Source organism: Synechococcus sp. H55.9, from assembly GCF_047462355.1.
Taxonomy (GTDB): Bacteria; Cyanobacteriota; Cyanobacteriia; order Thermostichales; family Thermostichaceae; genus Thermostichus.
Map to the genome: position 1 here is coordinate 26,536 of NZ_JANSJB010000011.1, position 14,720 is coordinate 41,255.

The window sequence follows — 14,720 nt, forward strand, 5'->3', positions numbered from 1 at the left end:
AAAGGGCCAGGTGAGCTACTTACCACTCTACGCTTCCGCTGGGGAAGTCGGCAAAATGAAATGCTGCCAACCTCGGCCCATCTAGGAGCCGGCGGCTTGGGATCCCACAAGCTCGACCCGGCCGCCGGCTGCCTCGATCTTGGCTTGGGCTGAGGGGGTGATGGCAGCCGCCCTGATCGTCAGGGGCACGCCGATTTCCCCATCTCCCAAGATCTTCAGCGGGCCATCGTTGGTGGTCACGATCCCCCGTTCCATCAGACTTTCCAGGCTAACCTCGCTGCCGGCAGGCAGCTCTGTCAAGGCGCGCAGGTTGATCAGCGTGTACTCCAGACGCCGGGTGTAGCGGGGGAAATGTTTAAGCTTGGGCAAACGCCGATAAAGAGGGGTCTGGCCGCCTTCAAAGCCGGGTCGCGTGCTGCCTCCCTTGCGGGCCTTCTGCCCTCGCATCCCCTTGCCACAGGAGGCTCCCTGCCCGGCAGCAACGCCACGGCCCAGGCGCCGCCGCCGCCGCCTCGAACCTGCTTGAGGTCGAATGTCTTCCAGTCGCATGGCTTCCAGCTCCCTTGCTCTATATCATGGGTTCATCACTTGCTGAATAGGCGGCGCACATCGATATCTCGATCTTGAGCCACCTGTTCAAAGGTTCGCATCCGCCGCAGCGCATCAATGGTGGCACGGGCATTGTTGAGGGGGTTGCTGGATCCCAGTTGCTTGGCCAAGCTGTTGCGTACACCTGCCAACTCCAGAACGGTGCGCACCGCTCCCCCGGCGATGACGCCTGTGCCGGGAGCTGCTGGCATCACCAAGACGGCGGCACCGCCACCTGCCCCCCGCATGGGATGGGGGACGGACAATCCTTTGGTGAGGGGAACTTCAATGAGGTGCTTTTTGCCGTCCACCACTCCCTTGCGCACGGCCCCGATCACGTCGTTGGCTTTGCCCACGCCGACTCCAACTTGGCCGCGCTCGTTGCCGACCACCACCACCGCGCGAAAGCTCAGTTTTTTGCCGCCCTTGACCACCTTGGTGACGCGCCGAATCTGGATAACCCGTTCTTGCCACTCGGTGGGTTGCTCTTCGCGGCTTTTTTTGCTTCTGCGACGTTCTCTCTGCTCAGCCATGTGCCTTTTCCTCAGTAGCTAGAACTGTAACCCCGCCTCTCGGGCAGCCTCTGCCAGCGCTTGAACGCGCCCGTGATAAAGCTTGCCCCCCCGATCGAAAACCACGCGAGAAATACCCATTTGCAAGGCCCGCTCGGCAACTGAGCGGCCCACCAAGGCAGCCGCCTCTTGGGTGGCCGTCCCGGTCTCTTTGAATTTTTCGCGCAGCTCCGTGTCCAGGGTGGAGGCAGAGGTTAGGGTATGCTGAGCTACATCGTCGATCACCTGGGCGTAGATGTGTCGATGGGAGCGAAACACAGCCAGGCGAGGCCGCTCGGCAGTGCCAAAGACCTTGCGGCGAATGCGGCGATGGCGACGTTGGGTGGTGATTTTGCGGTTGGTTTTCATAGGCTATTTACTTCTTGGCTTTGCCCGATTTACCTGCCTTACGGCGAACTTGTTCTCCCAGATAACGGATCCCTTTTCCCTTGTAGGGCTCTGGGGGCCGGACGGCCCGAATGCGGGCGGCAGTGTTGCCCACCAGTTCTTTATCCATACCTGAGACGACAACGATGTTGTTTCCTTCAACGGCCATTTGGATGCCGGGGGGAAAGGGGATCTCCACCGGGTGGCTGTAGCCGACGTTCAGGATTAACTTGCTGCCTTGGGTGGAAGCGCGGTAACCGACACCTACCAGCTCCAGCCGCCGCTCAAATCCCTTCGATACCCCATCTACCATGTTGGCCACCAGGGTGCGGCAGAGGCCGTGCAGTTGGCGGGCGGGACGGGAATCGTTGAGCCGGCTGACCGTGAGCATCTGAGCGTCTTGCCGGACGGTGATCAGGGGAGGCAAACTGCGGGACAGTTGTCCTTTCGGGCCTTTCACCGCAATGTGCTGGCCGTCGATCTGGATCTCCACCTTGGCAGGAAGGGCGATGGGGCGTCTACCGATGCGAGACATGGGAAAACTCCTGACAAGAGAAAACTGAGAACCTAGTAGACAAAACAGAGTACTTCGCCACCAATGCCCTGTTTGCGAGCCTCCCGATCGGTCATGATGCCGTTGGAAGTAGAGATGATGGCAATCCCAATTCCGCCCAATACGCGGGGCAGCTCTTTGTGGCTGCGGTAAACCCGCAGGCCCGGTCGGCTCACTCGCTTTAAGCCGTTGATGATGGGCCTGCAGTTGCGCCCTTTGCCTTTATACTTCAACCGCAACACCACGCGGGCTTGGATCCCTTCTCCTTCCTCTTTCCATTCGCTGACGAACCCTTCTTCATGAAGAACGCGAGCGATGCTGCGGGTCATGCGCGTGGCCGGAACTGCCACCGACTCGTGCCGAGCCAGGGTGGCATTGCGAATGCGGGTGAGCATGTCGGCGATCGTGTCGTTGGTGTGGGCCATCGGTGGGTCAGTGCTCCTCGGAAGATCGATCAAGAAAACTCAGGATAGGCAAACCTAAGAAGCAAAGGGCATGCCAAACGCCTTGAGCAGGGCACGGCCTTCTTCATCGGTTTTAGCAGTGGTCACGATGGAGATATCCATACCTCGCAGCTGATCTACAGAGTCGTAGTTAATTTCCGGAAAGATCAGTTGTTCACGAATGCCAAGGGTGTAGTTGCCGCGTCCGTCGAAGGCTTTGGGGCTGATGCCGCGGAAGTCGCGGATACGGGGCAGGGCAACATTGATCAAGCGATCCAAAAATGCATACATGCGCTCCCGCCTTAGGGTTACCATCAGGCCAACCGGCATGCCCTTGCGGATTTTGAAGCTGGCGATGGCCTTTCTGGCGCGGGTGATCACCGGACGCTGGCCGGTGATGGCGCTGATCTCGGCAATGGAGGACTCCAGAGCTTTGGCATTTTGGGAGGCTTCCCCTAAGCCGCGGTTGATGACGATCTTCTCCAGGCGGGGCACCTGATGGATGTTGGTGTAGCCCAACTCTTTTTGTAGCTTGGGGACGATGACAGTGTTGTAGTGGATTTGCAGGCGTTGCGGCATGGTGGCTTCTCCTTTTGGCTCTGGGCTGGGTCAGAGCCCTAGTCAACTTCAAGGGACACTTAGTCGAGGATCTCGCCTGTTTTCTTGAGGACACGGACTTTGCGGCCATCGGCGGTGATTTGATAGCGGATGCGGCTGGCCACCTCCTGCTTCTTGGAATAGAGCATCACCTTGCAGGCGTGGATCGGGGCTTCTTTGGTCTCAATTCGGCCACTTTCCCCTTCTCGCTGCGGCTTGCGGTGGTAGGTGACGATGTTGACTCCTTCCACCACAACCATGTTGCGCTCGGGAAAAACCCGCAGCACCTCGCCGATTTTGCCTTTGTCATCGCCGGAGATCACCTGCACGGTATCCCCCTGCTTGATGCGCATTTTGTAGCGCAGGCTGTTGCGGTGCTTGCGAATGCCGGGTTGCCGGATTAAGCGCCGAATTTGGCTGGGCTTGAGGGGGCGGGCCATCTAGAGTACCTCCGGAGCAAGGGAGATGATCTTGGTGAAGTTTTTCTCCCGCAGCTCGCGAGCCACAGGGCCGAAAACACGAGTCCCACGGGGGTTACCGTCGTTGTTGATGATCACGGCGGCGTTGTCGTCGAAGCGGATGCACATGCCGTCAGGGCGACGTACGGTATCGACGGTGCGGATGACCACGGCCTTGACGACGTCAGATTTTTTGACGGGCATGTTGGGCAGGGCATCTTTGACGACGCCGATAATCACATCGCCCAAGCTGGCGTAGCGGCGGCCACTGCTGCCCAACACGCGAATACACATCATCTTGCGGGCGCCGGTGTTATCGGCAACCGTCAGCATGGTTTGCTGCTGAATCATAGTTTCTTCACCTCCCGTAAGATTTCGGCCACTTGCCAACGCTTGGTGCGGCTGAGGGGACGGGTTTCGGTGATGCGCACCAGATCCCCTTCTTGGCAGCGGTTCTCCTCGTCGTGGGCTTTAAACTTTTTGGTTTTGACGACGATTTTGCCGTATTTGGGGTGGGCAACCCGGTTTTCCACGGCAACAACCACCGTCTTTTGCATCTTGTTGCTGACAACAACGCCGATCTTTTCGCGAGCAGGCATTACTCCTCCTTCTGGGTCTGAGTTGAGGGCAAGAACTTGCCGCGTTTGCGCTCGGATTCAACGGTCAGCAGTTGAGCCAGCTTGTGTTTGCGCAGGCGAATGAGGTGGGGCTGGTTCAACTGCCGCGTGGCCTGCTGCAAACGCAGCTCGAACAGCTCTTTTTTGACGGCGTAGATCTCCTGGCTCAGTTCCTCGTCCGATAGGGCACGGGCATCGGCAATTTTGGGCATGGGCATGGTTGACTCTCCTCCCTCAGGTAGGGCTAGCTACCGGTTCTGGGGTTTCCGGAACTGCTTCCTGGGCAGGTTCCGGCTTCTCAAAGTCGGCTTTGGTTACAAACTTGACTTTGATCGGCAGCTTTTGGGCGGCCAGGCGCATGGCCTCTCGAGCCGTGGCTTCAGGCACTCCTCCCATCTCAAAGAGGATGCGGCCTGGCTTGACGACGCAAACCCAATACTCGGGGTTGCCTTTGCCGGATCCCATGCGGGTTTCGGCAGGCCGTTGGGTAACAGGCTTGTCGGGAAAGATGCGGATCCAGATTTGGCCGCCTCGCCGGACGTAGCGCGTCATGGCCCGACGGCTGGCTTCGATCTGCCGAGCCGTAATCCAGGCGGGTTCTAGGGCCACAAGGCCGTATTCCCCAAAGTTGATGCGGTTGCCGCGGGTCGCTTTGCCTTTCATGCGCCCGCGCTGTTGCTTACGGTATTTGGTGCGTTTGGGGCTTAACATAGCCGTTCCTCAATCATTGGCGAACCGATGGGATCCCTAGCCGACGCTCAAGTCTCTGCTGTTGCCGAGCGATCTTCAAAGGTGGGCCGCCGCCGCTGCTGCCGGCGTTTGGGCTGTTGCAGGGGAACCTTTTGTTCGGGACGTTCCTGCCCGGGCAGAACTTCTCCTTTAAAGACCCAAACTTTGACCCCGATGATGCCGAAGGTGGTGCGGGCGAGGTGCTCGGCGTAGTCGATGTCGGCCCGCAGGGTGTGCAAAGGGATCCGCCCCTCCCGCGTCCATTCGGTGCGGGCGATCTCGGCCCCGTTGAGGCGACCGGCAATTTGGATTTTGATCCCTTGTACACCGGCCCGCTGCGCCCGCTGGATGACCTGGCGCACGATGCGGCGAAAAGCAATCCGCCGTTCCAGCTGTTGGGCAATACTTTCCGCCAGCAAAGCTGCTTCGGCATCGGCACGGGTAACTTCCACAACGTTGATGCGGATGGTTCGTTCGCCGCCACCTCGTGAGCTCAGCTCTTTTTGTAGGCCTTGGCGCAAAGTCTCTAAGCCGGATCCTCCCCGACCCACCACCACCCCAGGGCGAGCAGCGCGGATCTCGAGGTCAATTTGATCCGCCTTACGCTCAATCTGGATGTCGGCCAGGCCGGCACTGCTCAACTGCTTGGTCAGGTAGGCGCGGATCTGATCGTCCTCCTGCAACAAGGCCGGGTAGCGGGCCGGATCGGCAAACCAGCGGCTGCGATGTTCTTTGATCACGCCGAGGCGGAAACCGGTGGGGTGGATCTTCTGTCCCATGGTGTTGTCGGTTGAGGGGTAGAGGTCTGGGAATAGGGAAGGTTAGGAAGTTGTTGCTGCTCCAGCTTCTTCTATAGGCCGGACGGCGATGGTGATGTGACAGGTGCGCTTGCGAATGGGGTAGGCCCGACCTTGAGCGCGGGGGCGAAACCGCTTCAGCACAGGCCCCTGATCGGCGTAGGCTTGGCTGATCACCAGATCCCGCGGATCCAGGCCGCTGTTGTGTTCCGCATTGGCCACCGCCGAGCGCAGCACCTTGCGCACCGGCTCACAAGCAGCGTAGGGCATGAACTCCAACAGGATCAGGGCGTCGGCATAGGTGCGCCCTCGGATCTGGTTCAGCACCCGCCGCACTTTGAAGGGGGACATGCGGATGTAGCGGGCTACCGCTTTAATATCCGATGATGAATCAGCCATAACGCTCTCCTACTAGATCGCTCTCCTTATCAGCCGCTCAGTTAACGGCGAGATGCTTTTTTGTCGCTACCCGCATGGCCGCGGAAGGTACGGGTGGGAACAAACTCGCCCAGCTTGTGGCCCACCATCTGATCGGTGATGTAGATGGGCACGTGTTGCTTGCCGTTGTGCACGGCAATGGTGTGGCCGATCATCACCGGCAGGATGGTGCTGGCCCGCGACCAGGTTTTGATCATGTGCTTCTCGTTGCGCTCATTCATCTTCTCCACCTTGAGAAGAAGCTTGGCATCCACAAAGGGGCCCTTTTTTAGCGAACGTCCCATAAGAACCTCGACAGTTTGACAAGCAATTCAGCCTCGAAAACGCTTGAGGATACGGATGGCCAGCAGATTGCTATTGAGCGGCTCTCCCACCTCTGTCGCGACGACCTCCACGACGGCGACCGCGCACGATGAACTTGTTGCTGGGCTTGTTGCGCTTACGAGTTTTGTAGCCCAGGGTGGGCTTGCCCCAAGGGGTGACAGGGGTACTGCGACCGATGGGTGCTTTTCCTTCCCCGCCGCCGTGGGGGTGATCGACGGGGTTCATCACCGAGCCACGCACGTGGGGACGGCGCCCCAACCAACGGCTGCGACCGGCCTTGCCCAGGCTGAGGTTGTTGTGGTCGACGTTGCCCAGTTGGCCGATGGTGGCGTAGCACTCGCCGCGGATCATGCGGACTTCGCCAGAGGGCAGCTTAAGGGAGACATATTTGCCCTCTCTGGCCACCACTTGAGCTCCAGCCCCGGCAGCGCGAACGATCTGCCCGCCGCGACCGGGATACAGCTCCACATTGTGAACCACCGTTCCCAACGGGATCCGCTCTAAAGGCATGGCATTGCCGATCTCAAAGGGGGCCTCAGGCCCGGCCATGATGGTGGATCCCACCTGTAGGTTACGGGGAGCGAGGATGTAGCGTTTCTCACCGTCTTCGTATTCCACCAGGCAGATGTGGGCACTGCGGTTGGGATCGTACTCCACCGTTTTGACGGTGGCCGGGATCCCGCGTTTGTCGCGGCGGAAGTCGATGATGCGATAAAGCCGCTTGTGGCCGCCGCCCCGGTGGCGGCAGGTGATGACGCCGCGGTTGTTGCGCCCTTTCTTGCGGTGAAGAAATTGCAGCAGAGACTTTTCCGGTCTGGGCCGCTTGCCGTTCTCGTCACGGGACAGCTCCTCGAAGTCAGAGACCGTCATGTGACGGGTGCTGGGGGTGTACGGTCGGAGAGTACGAATGCCCATGGCTCGGGTGGGGGTGGAGGACTAGGGGTAGCGGCTTAGTAACAAGGGATCAAAGGGTCTAGGTATCCGGGAAGAGGGTGATGGAATCTCCCTCGGCCAAGGTGACGATGGCTCGCTTGGGACGGGTGCGATAGCCAACAAAGCGACCCACCCGCCGTTGCTTGCGGGGCAGCTTTAGGGTGTTGACCGAGGTGACCCGCACTCCGAACATCTCCTCGACGGCGGCTCGGATGAGGGGCTTGGTGGCGGTGGGCATCACTTCAAAGACGTATTTGCGCTGTTCCATCAGAGCGGTTGCCTTTTCGGTGATGACGGGTCGCAACAAGATATCGGCCAGGATCCGCTTGCTCTCAGTCATCGTCTTCCTCCTCTGCTGCGGCTGTTTCGGCCTCTTCTACGGCTGGTGGCTGGGCACTGTCCTGATCCTGCAACTCTTCCTCGGCTACAGCCTGATCTGTTGGCTCTTGGAGAGTTGCTGGAGCAACTTCTTGATCCGCCTGATCTGCTTGCGCTTTTGGATCTTCTGGCTGAGCTTGACCTTCGGCGGCTTCGGCTTGGGTTACAGCTTCTGTTGCTGCGCCGGATCCCCAGCGGGCCTTGAGCTGTTCCAGGGCAGAGGTGGTGATCAGCACCCAATCGACGTTGAGCAGATCAAAAACGTTGATCTGATCCAGGCCGATCAGCTTGACGCGGGCAATGTTGCGCACGGCCCGCTCTACAGCTTGCGAGCGTTCGGCAACAATGAGCAAAGCTGATTGATCCTCCATCACTCCCCAGCGCAGCAGAGCTTGGGCCACGGCGCGGGTCTTGGGTGGGTTGAGCTGCTCCTGGAAATCTTCCACCACGATCAGGTCTTCCACCCGGCTTTGCAGAGCGGTGCGCAGGGCCAGTTGCCGCTCTTTGCGGTTCATGGCCAGGTTGTACTCCCGCTTGCGGGGGCCGAAGATCACCCCACCTTTGCGCCACAGGGGGGAGCGAATGGAGCCGGCGCGAGCCCGACCGGTACCTTTCTGCTTCCAAGGCTTGCGACCGCCACCCCGCACTTCGGCTCGGGTCTTGGTGTGGGCGTTGCCCTGGCGAGCGTTGGTCATCTGCCGGCGCAGAGCCAGATAGAGGATGTGGGGAGCTGTTGCGGGACGAGCCACTTTAAGACTTAGCTCGGCGCTGCCCACCGTTTCCCCTTGCCAATTTTTCACCACACAACTTGCCATGGTTTCCTCGTCTTCGCGGATGCCGGTCAGCCTTGGTTTTGCCTAACGTCTGTTGCCCACCTGCTTAGCAGGGGTGATCTCCAGCAGCCCCCCTTCCACGCCGGGCACGCAACCCTTGATCACCAGCAGATCCCGCTCCGGATCCACCTGCACCAATTGCAATTTACGGGTGGTGGCTCGGCCACCTCCCAGCCGCCCTGCCATGCGCATCCCCGGAAAGACGCGGCCTGGAGTTGTGCCGGCGCCGATGGAGCCTGGCCGGCGGTGGTTTTTGGAGCCGTGGGACATGGGGCCACGGCCGAAGTGGTGCCGCTTCTGATAGCCGGCAAACCCTCGCCCGATGGAGGTGCCCGCCACATCCACCAATTGGCCGGGGGAGAAAATCTCAACGGTAATTTTTTGCCCCAACTGGTAGGCTTCTGGCTGGTCAACCCGAAACTCCCGCAGGTGGCGCAGTAGCTCTGCCACCCCCGCTTTGCTGAGGTGGCCCCGCTGCGCCCGCGTGAGATGCTTTTCGGCAGTGGGCAAGTAGCCCAACTGAACGGCGTTGTAGCCATCTGTGGCTTGGGTTTTGATCTGGGTCACCGTGCAAGGCCCGGCCTGTACAACGGTGACCGGAATGGCCAGCCCTTCTGGAGAGAAGATCTGGGTCATGCCGACTTTTCTGCCAAGGATGCCAAGTGCCACAAGAACCTCCCCTCGAGCCTGCACGACTCGTTTTCATCAACTCAGAACCGGCTCACTCCGACAATCAGCTAGCCGTCGAGACGGAGCCCTTTGGCTGGGTCAGCCAGATGCGTAGAGCAGCAGCGTGACGGCAGGAAAATCAGACTCTGGCTAAGTCTGCTGGCTCAGGCAAAAAAACAGTGCAGGGAGAGGCTAGGATCCCTGCCAATCTGGACAGCACTGGGCCTGCTGCTCAGCTCGGCCTGAAGTTACACGCCAAACTGCTTTTGCTTAGAACTGCTCAGACTTGCCTGCAAAGAGGCAGTATCTGGAATAGCAGTACGTTGGGTTGCCGAAGCGCGTGGGCTTAGTTGGCAACGAAAACCAATCATAATGAAGCGAAGGCCTATTTGTCCAGTCTTTTGCCGAGAAAATGGTTGGGGAGGCCAATGACGGTGGAAGCAATGAGGAACCATTGGCGGGATCCCTTCCAAAGTGTGCTGGGCTGGGCAGGCAGTGGGCTGACCCAGGCTTGTGTGGAGCGCTATTGGAGTTTGTTGCAGGCGGGATCCGATCCGGCGCGGATCTTGTTTTTGGTGCGGAGTCAACGGCAGGCGGATGAGGTGTTGCGGCGCTTGCAGCAGTCCAGCTTGGGTTTGGTGGGGCCGTGGCGGATCGAGACGTTCTTGCAGCGGGTGGGGCGCTCTCTGGCCGATCATTGGCCGCAGGTGTGTGCCCGCCTCCCGCAGTTGCCCCCTCAGTTTGAGCCGATCCCCTTGGCCAAGGATCTGACTCAATTTCTCTGCCAACGGGCCTGCGCTTTGTGCCCGCGGCATGGGCAAGTCTTTGCCGGCGTTGGGCTCAAGGAGTTCCAGATCTGGGATCAGATCAGCAGTGCTGCCTATATTGCGGGGGCTTCGGGTTTGGCGGCGGAAGCGGTGGGATCCCGGCTGGCAGCGGCCTGGCCGGCGGAGGGGGATCCGGGGCGGGCAGAGGCTTTGCAGGCGATGGGCTGTTGTGTGGAGCGGCTGTGGGAGGTGGGGTTGCGGCTGGGATCCCTGGATTTTGGCTTGCAGATCCGGCTGTTTGGTGAGTACATCTTGCCGCTGGCGGAGTTTTGGCAGGAGTGGGATCACCTGATCGTGGATCAGGCGGAAGACAGTTGCGGGGTGGCGCTGGAGTTTTACCGGCAAGGGCAAGCCCATCTGCAAAGCCAGTTTTTTAGCTACACCCTCGGCGGCGGAGTCTCGTTGACCGGGATCCCGGAGGCAGTAGCTGACTTTTTGATGGAAAACACCCGGGTTCAGCTTCTGGAGAGGAGCTATCGCGGCTCGGCCGGCATGATTCGGCTGGGGGTGCAGATTGTGCGGGTGCTGGATCCCCAGTTTTCGCATTCGCTGCCCGAACCGAAGGGGGGAGAGCCGCCGAAGGTGCAGGTGCTGGAGGGAGAGACTCTGTTTACAGCGGTGGAAGGGATGGTTGCTGAGATCCGGCAGCTTTTGCGGGCCGGGATCCCGGCCTCTCGCATTGCTGTTTTGCTGCCGCGTATGGATGTGGGGGTGAGCCTGAGGCTGCAGGAGCAATTGCCGGAGGTCTTGCCGATCGCCCCTTTCCCGGCGTTGATCCGCTACCCGTTGGTGCGCGCAGTGCTGACGGCAGCGGAATTGGCCCATCCCGAGTGGGGCGCTTTTCCCACCCTGCCGGCCTGGCGGCTGCTGTTGAGCTGGGTGTTGGATCTGGATCCCATCCGGGCAGCCCTGTTGGCCCAAGATACCTGGGATCCGGTGGGTCGTTCTCTGCGTTCCCGAACCGCGGTACGGCAGCCGGAGCGGGTGGGGTTTGCCAACCTGGAGCGCTACCAGCGATTGTTCGATTGGCTACGCGGCTATCCTCCTGGGCCTTCATTGGCCGTCTTCTTTCAGCGGTTTTTTGCCGATCACTTGGCCCCGGTGATTTCCTCCCCTCAGGATCAGGAGCTGCTGCGCGTGCTGATAGAGGCGGCGCAACGGTTTCGCCGGGCCTTCCCTACCGAAGGGGATGCCGCCTTTTTGGCCATGATCCGCTCGGGACAAACCCCCAGCAGCGGACGCTTTGAGCCCGACTATTCCCGCTACCTGGTGGTGGCGACGCCGGTGGCCTATATCAATCGAGGTTTAGAGGCAGATTACCAGTTTTGGTTCGACATCACCAATCCGCTTTGGTCCCGTTCTCTCTGGCGTGTGCTTTACAACAGCCGTGTGCTGACACCGGAGTGGGATGGGGAGGTTTTCGACGCGGCCCAAGACCTACAGGCGCGTCAACAAATTCTGGCTCGCACGCTGCTCAACCTCTGTTGCCGAACTCGGAAGGGGCTGTGGCTGGTGCGCTCCACTTGTAACTACCGCGGCGAAGAGAACACCGGCATGTTAGATTACCTCATTTTAAAGGCCGCGAAGGCCATGGCCACGGCTTGATTCAGAGTGCTACGACTTGCTCCTGGCGGCAGATGTGTTCATCTATCTGGGGGATTTGGGCCAGGTCTTGCCGGCCTGTGGGCGGGTGCTCAATCCCGGCGGGCTTTTGGCCTTCACCGTCGAGCAGGGATCCGTCCCCGGCTACGAGCTGGGATCCACCACGGGGCGCTCTGCCCACTCCGCCGCCTACGTGCTGCGGCAGGCAGAACGGGCAGGGCTGGATCCCGTCTATCATCAGAACTTTACCCTGCGGCGAGAGGGAGAAACCGACGTGCCCGGAGCCGTGTGGTGTTTACGTCGGCAGCCGTGATCGAAAGCGGCCGGCCCGAAATGGCTGTAGGCCCTCTATCCGCGCTCGGAAAGAATCGAGTAGAGTGGGGACGCCCGCCTGGACTTGGATTGGGTTTTATGAATCCGGATACCCCGGCGCCCTCGTCCCGCCGCTTTCCCCTTCGTCCTGTGGCAACGCTGGCCCTCGCCGCCGGCCTCCTGGCGGGGCTGGGAGCGGGGGGCTACGTCCTACTGCAGCGGCTACGGCTGCAGATGCACCGGGATCTGATCCTCTATCGGTACGCCGCTTTCTCCGGCTATGAAGATGTGGCAGCGTTCGATCCCGGCCCAAGCGACCGCTGGTTTCCTCTGACCTATCCTGTGCTAGCCCGCTGGGGGGGATCCGCCGACCCAAGCCGCCGCAGCTACGCCTTTTACACTTTACAAAGCCATGGCCTGCCTTACAGCCGCTGGTGGTTGGAGGATCGGCTGCGGCAAAATCCGGCTGAGTTTTTCGCCCCAGCGGCGTTGTTCGGGGGCTACGACTACTCCAGCGGTCAGGAGATCCCGCCCCAGTACGAGCTGTTTGGGCTGGATCGGCCAGAGTCGGTGCAGCGCCTCACCGAGCTGGCCTTGGCCGGGATCCAAGCCGATAGCCCGGAGTGGAGTTTCAATCTCAACTGGCTCAACAGCTTGCTCACCCAAGAAGGATTTCCCTTTCGAGAGCAGGTCTACGGGGTGCTGATCCCCGCCTTGGAAAGCAGCCCTCCACAGCGGGCCAAGAAACTCTTGAGCGTCTTGCCCTATGAGGAGGAAGGGATCCCATCCTGGGCGCTATCCCAGGTGCAGGCGGTGCGGCAGCGGGTTGAGGGGAGTACCACCTCTTACATCGATTTTTATGGGCGCGCCGACCAGGTGCTGCTCCTAGAACAGCCAACAGTGCAGGCGGTGCGCCCTCTGTATGAAGGTTTGCCACCCTCATCTCGAGAGTTTTTTCTGCTGCAGATAGCGGAGCCGGAAACCCTCAACCCTGGTGCTCAGGTGTTGTTGCGCAGTGTGGTGGCCGATGATGCCGACCCACAGCGGTTTTTGGCGGCGGCCCTGCTCTACATCAAGGGGGATCCCGTCGGGGAGCCGCTGCTGCAGAGGTCTCTCAACGAGGATTTGGCCGCTCTGCACGGCATCAGCAATGGTTTGGTTTTGCTGCAGCTGGCGGAGGCTTTTCCCAACTCCCGCTTTACCCAAGCTTGCCGGGAATATGCCCGCATTCGCGGGGGCAGCTATTTTGGCTATTCCCCCCACAATCCCGAGACCGGCGAGCCGATCCCGCGGCCTTTCCCCCCGGCAGAAGAAGAGGCCCTTTGGCGGGCTTGGCTGACCGCCTACCCGGATCACCCCGGCGCCGACGATGCCCTCTTTTGGTTGACGCGCACCTTGGAGTGGCAAAGCAAGCGGGAGGAGGCGCTGCTCCTTTTGGCCAACTGGCTGGCGGAGCCCTTTGGCGATGGGGACATGCGCTACGTCTTGCGCCGCCGCCTGCTTTTGCTCCTAGACAGCGGCGCAACCCCCGGCGAGTTGCAGGCTTTTCTCGACCGCCACGGGGATCATCCTCTGGCTGCCGCCGTCCGCTATGCGCTGGCGGTGCGCTACGCCCGCGAGCACCGCTACGACCAAGCCCTCCGGTTGACGGAAAATCTGGCTTTGGATGCGGTGTTGGAGCGCTACCCCTTGCTGGATGGCAGCTACTGGCTTTACGACTGGGATCCAGAACCCGGCAGCCGCACCCCTTTGGATCCGGAAATCCAGGCCCAACGAAAACGCTGGCGAGAATTGAGGCGGTGGCAAGCCCGCTCCACCCCCCAGCAGCGCTATCAACTGGCCGCCCACTGGGCCGCTGCCGACGGTTGGCGCAATGGCTACCTGTGGCTGTTTAACCGCAACCGCGCTGCTGGCCTCAGCCTGGATGCCGAGGAAAGGACACCGCCCCGACCGGCTGCTTCTGATGGTTCCTTATCCAACTATCAGCGGGCCAATCACCATGCTGTGGCAGCAGAGTTGCTCGGCTCTGTGCTGGCGGATCCCGCTGCCCCTGACCACTGGCAAGAGAAAAGTCTTTACTGGCAGGTGGTGATCCTCTACCGCCAGTACACCGCCTACCCTCCCGACGAGACGGCAGCCATCTATCCGCTGCCGGGCTTTCCCCCAGGGGTGACCGAAGATGCCAGCTTGTTCGACACGCCGCTGCCCGACTACGTGGATCCCAGCGACCCTGGAGATCGCTACTTTCTGGAAGCCAAAGCCTTGCGGGACGGCTATGCCCGCCAGGCGATCTACGCCGGCAATGAGCTGCTGGCCCGCTTCCCGCAGAGCCGCTATGCCGGGGATGTGCTCATGAGTCTGTACGGCCTGACGGGAGATGCCACCTTTCTAGGGCGGCTGCTGGCGCAATTTCCCGACAGCGATCGTGCTCTGGAGGCAGCGCTGGAGCTGGGGCCCGTTGACCACTGAGTCTTCGCCGTACCGCAGCTTCATAGCCTCTTCACAGAGCCTGCATGGAAGGCCAATAGCGGTATTCTAGGACGAGAGCCGTCTTGCGGGATCCGGGAAGGAAAGCTTTATCTCCCCTTTATCTTGCCGGATCTGGGTTAGCCTTGGGTTGAGTTTCCTTGGGCCCTGCCTGATGGATCCCGCCACCTTTTTGGAGCGCTACGGGTTTGAGCTGG

General features: G+C 60.6%; 20 protein-coding genes and 1 pseudogene. 3 read left to right on the forward strand and 18 right to left on the reverse strand.

The annotated features are described in order from the left end of the window. Positions 1–81 precede the first annotated feature (81 nt). The 18 genes and pseudogenes from rplO to rplC form a co-directional block, all read right to left on the reverse strand. Entirely contained in the window at positions 82–549 is a 468-nt protein-coding gene (gene rplO, locus NW857_RS02890; RefSeq protein WP_414333266.1) for a 50S ribosomal protein L15, read from the reverse strand. A 35-nt stretch (positions 550–584) separates the two neighbouring features. After that, positions 585–1,121 carry a 30S ribosomal protein S5 gene (gene rpsE / locus NW857_RS02895; protein ID WP_414333268.1) on the reverse strand — a complete coding sequence of 179 codons (537 nt, stop codon included), beginning with the start codon at positions 1,119–1,121 and terminating at the stop codon, positions 585–587. An 18-nt stretch (positions 1,122–1,139) separates the two neighbouring features. Next, positions 1,140–1,508 carry a 50S ribosomal protein L18 gene (gene rplR, locus NW857_RS02900; protein ID WP_414333269.1) on the reverse strand — a complete coding sequence of 123 codons (369 nt, stop codon included), beginning with the start codon at positions 1,506–1,508 and terminating at the stop codon, positions 1,140–1,142. Between the two features lie 7 nt (positions 1,509–1,515). Next, positions 1,516–2,061 (reverse strand): 50S ribosomal protein L6, encoded by a 546-nt coding sequence (gene rplF / locus NW857_RS02905; protein WP_414333271.1) that lies wholly within the window; start codon positions 2,059–2,061, stop codon positions 1,516–1,518. Positions 2,062–2,093: 32 nt separating this feature from the next. After that, positions 2,094–2,504, reverse strand: a complete 411-nt coding sequence (rpsH, locus tag NW857_RS02910) for a 30S ribosomal protein S8 (protein WP_414333273.1) — start codon at positions 2,502–2,504, stop codon at positions 2,094–2,096. Between the two features lie 54 nt (positions 2,505–2,558). Next, positions 2,559–3,101, reverse strand: a complete 543-nt coding sequence (gene rplE, locus NW857_RS02915) for a 50S ribosomal protein L5 (protein WP_414333275.1) — start codon at positions 3,099–3,101, stop codon at positions 2,559–2,561. A 59-nt stretch (positions 3,102–3,160) separates the two neighbouring features. Further along, positions 3,161–3,559 carry a 50S ribosomal protein L24 gene (rplX, locus tag NW857_RS02920; RefSeq protein ID WP_414333276.1) on the reverse strand — a complete coding sequence of 133 codons (399 nt, stop codon included), beginning with the start codon at positions 3,557–3,559 and terminating at the stop codon, positions 3,161–3,163. Beyond that, positions 3,560–3,928, reverse strand: a complete 369-nt coding sequence (gene rplN, locus NW857_RS02925; RefSeq protein ID WP_011434162.1) for a 50S ribosomal protein L14 — start codon at positions 3,926–3,928, stop codon at positions 3,560–3,562. Further along, on the reverse strand, positions 3,925–4,176 hold the full coding sequence (rpsQ, locus tag NW857_RS02930) for a 30S ribosomal protein S17 (RefSeq protein ID WP_414333277.1): 252 nt from the start codon (positions 4,174–4,176) through the stop codon (positions 3,925–3,927). The genes rplN and rpsQ overlap by 4 nt, the downstream gene beginning before the upstream one ends. Continuing rightward, positions 4,176–4,412 carry a 50S ribosomal protein L29 gene (rpmC, locus tag NW857_RS02935; RefSeq protein ID WP_414333279.1) on the reverse strand — a complete coding sequence of 79 codons (237 nt, stop codon included), beginning with the start codon at positions 4,410–4,412 and terminating at the stop codon, positions 4,176–4,178. Before rpmC ends, rpsQ begins: the two co-directional genes overlap by 1 nt. Positions 4,413–4,428: 16 nt before the next feature. Beyond that, entirely contained in the window at positions 4,429–4,905 is a 477-nt protein-coding gene (rplP, locus tag NW857_RS02940) for a 50S ribosomal protein L16 (protein ID WP_414333281.1), read from the reverse strand. A 47-nt stretch (positions 4,906–4,952) separates the two neighbouring features. Further along, positions 4,953–5,702, reverse strand: coding sequence for a 30S ribosomal protein S3 (gene rpsC / locus NW857_RS02945; RefSeq protein ID WP_414333283.1), 750 nt, complete (start codon positions 5,700–5,702; stop codon positions 4,953–4,955). A 42-nt stretch (positions 5,703–5,744) separates the two neighbouring features. After that, positions 5,745–6,119, reverse strand: a complete 375-nt coding sequence (gene rplV, locus NW857_RS02950; protein WP_414333285.1) for a 50S ribosomal protein L22 — start codon at positions 6,117–6,119, stop codon at positions 5,745–5,747. Between the two features lie 41 nt (positions 6,120–6,160). Next, complete coding sequence (gene rpsS / locus NW857_RS02955; protein ID WP_414333287.1) at positions 6,161–6,442, reverse strand: 30S ribosomal protein S19; 282 nt, start codon at positions 6,440–6,442, stop codon at positions 6,161–6,163. 70 nt (positions 6,443–6,512) lie between these two features. Then, positions 6,513–7,397 carry a 50S ribosomal protein L2 gene (gene rplB / locus NW857_RS02960; RefSeq protein WP_414333289.1) on the reverse strand — a complete coding sequence of 295 codons (885 nt, stop codon included), beginning with the start codon at positions 7,395–7,397 and terminating at the stop codon, positions 6,513–6,515. Between the two features lie 58 nt (positions 7,398–7,455). Further along, positions 7,456–7,755, reverse strand: a complete 300-nt coding sequence (locus tag NW857_RS02965; protein WP_414333291.1) for a 50S ribosomal protein L23 — start codon at positions 7,753–7,755, stop codon at positions 7,456–7,458. 226 nt (positions 7,756–7,981) lie between these two features. Continuing rightward, a pseudogene (gene rplD, locus NW857_RS02970) lies at positions 7,982–8,608 on the reverse strand (50S ribosomal protein L4); the annotation flags it as partial. Positions 8,609–8,650: 42 nt separating this feature from the next. Next, the gene (rplC, locus tag NW857_RS02975; RefSeq protein WP_414333293.1) at positions 8,651–9,295 is read right to left on the reverse strand and encodes a 50S ribosomal protein L3; all 645 of its coding nucleotides are present in this window, start codon (positions 9,293–9,295) and stop codon (positions 8,651–8,653) included. A 443-nt stretch (positions 9,296–9,738) separates the two neighbouring features. Between rplC and NW857_RS02980 the strand changes: the two genes are divergently transcribed. The 3 genes from NW857_RS02980 (at position 9,739) to NW857_RS02990 (ending at position 14,505) form a co-directional block, all read left to right on the forward strand. Next, positions 9,739–11,727, forward strand: a complete 1,989-nt coding sequence (locus tag NW857_RS02980) for a hypothetical protein (protein ID WP_414333295.1) — start codon at positions 9,739–9,741, stop codon at positions 11,725–11,727. A 16-nt stretch (positions 11,728–11,743) separates the two neighbouring features. Further along, positions 11,744–12,037, forward strand: a complete 294-nt coding sequence (locus NW857_RS02985) for a class I SAM-dependent DNA methyltransferase (RefSeq protein WP_414338112.1) — start codon at positions 11,744–11,746, stop codon at positions 12,035–12,037. A gap of 98 nt (positions 12,038–12,135) precedes the next feature. Beyond that, positions 12,136–14,505, forward strand: a complete 2,370-nt coding sequence (locus NW857_RS02990; protein ID WP_414367906.1) for a tetratricopeptide repeat protein — start codon at positions 12,136–12,138, stop codon at positions 14,503–14,505. Positions 14,506–14,720 lie beyond the last annotated feature (215 nt).

Excerpts from the sequence above, each read along its gene's own strand:
- rplO (WP_414333266.1), bottom strand. The coding sequence starts at position 549 with ATGCGACTGGAAGACATTCGACCTCAAGCAGGTTCGAGGCGGCGGCGG.
- rpsE (WP_414333268.1), bottom strand. The coding sequence starts at position 1,121 with ATGGCTGAGCAGAGAGAACGTCGCAGAAGCAAAAAAAGCCGCGAAGAG.
- rplR (WP_414333269.1), bottom strand. The coding sequence starts at position 1,508 with ATGAAAACCAACCGCAAAATCACCACCCAACGTCGCCATCGCCGCATT.
- rplF (WP_414333271.1), bottom strand. The coding sequence starts at position 2,061 with ATGTCTCGCATCGGTAGACGCCCCATCGCCCTTCCTGCCAAGGTGGAG.
- rpsH (WP_414333273.1), bottom strand. The coding sequence starts at position 2,504 with ATGGCCCACACCAACGACACGATCGCCGACATGCTCACCCGCATTCGC.
- rplE (WP_414333275.1), bottom strand. The coding sequence starts at position 3,101 with ATGCCGCAACGCCTGCAAATCCACTACAACACTGTCATCGTCCCCAAG.
- rplX (WP_414333276.1), bottom strand. The coding sequence starts at position 3,559 with ATGGCCCGCCCCCTCAAGCCCAGCCAAATTCGGCGCTTAATCCGGCAA.
- rplN (WP_011434162.1), bottom strand. The coding sequence starts at position 3,928 with ATGATTCAGCAGCAAACCATGCTGACGGTTGCCGATAACACCGGCGCC.
- rpsQ (WP_414333277.1), bottom strand. The coding sequence starts at position 4,176 with ATGCCTGCTCGCGAAAAGATCGGCGTTGTTGTCAGCAACAAGATGCAA.
- rpmC (WP_414333279.1), bottom strand. The coding sequence starts at position 4,412 with ATGCCCATGCCCAAAATTGCCGATGCCCGTGCCCTATCGGACGAGGAA.
- rplP (WP_414333281.1), bottom strand. The coding sequence starts at position 4,905 with ATGTTAAGCCCCAAACGCACCAAATACCGTAAGCAACAGCGCGGGCGC.
- rpsC (WP_414333283.1), bottom strand. The coding sequence starts at position 5,702 with ATGGGACAGAAGATCCACCCCACCGGTTTCCGCCTCGGCGTGATCAAA.
- rplV (WP_414333285.1), bottom strand. The coding sequence starts at position 6,119 with ATGGCTGATTCATCATCGGATATTAAAGCGGTAGCCCGCTACATCCGC.
- rpsS (WP_414333287.1), bottom strand. The coding sequence starts at position 6,442 with ATGGGACGTTCGCTAAAAAAGGGCCCCTTTGTGGATGCCAAGCTTCTT.
- rplB (WP_414333289.1), bottom strand. The coding sequence starts at position 7,397 with ATGGGCATTCGTACTCTCCGACCGTACACCCCCAGCACCCGTCACATG.
- NW857_RS02965 (WP_414333291.1), bottom strand. The coding sequence starts at position 7,755 with ATGACTGAGAGCAAGCGGATCCTGGCCGATATCTTGTTGCGACCCGTC.
- NW857_RS02980 (WP_414333295.1), top strand. The coding sequence starts at position 9,739 with ATGAGGAACCATTGGCGGGATCCCTTCCAAAGTGTGCTGGGCTGGGCA.
- NW857_RS02990 (WP_414367906.1), top strand. The coding sequence starts at position 12,136 with ATGAATCCGGATACCCCGGCGCCCTCGTCCCGCCGCTTTCCCCTTCGT.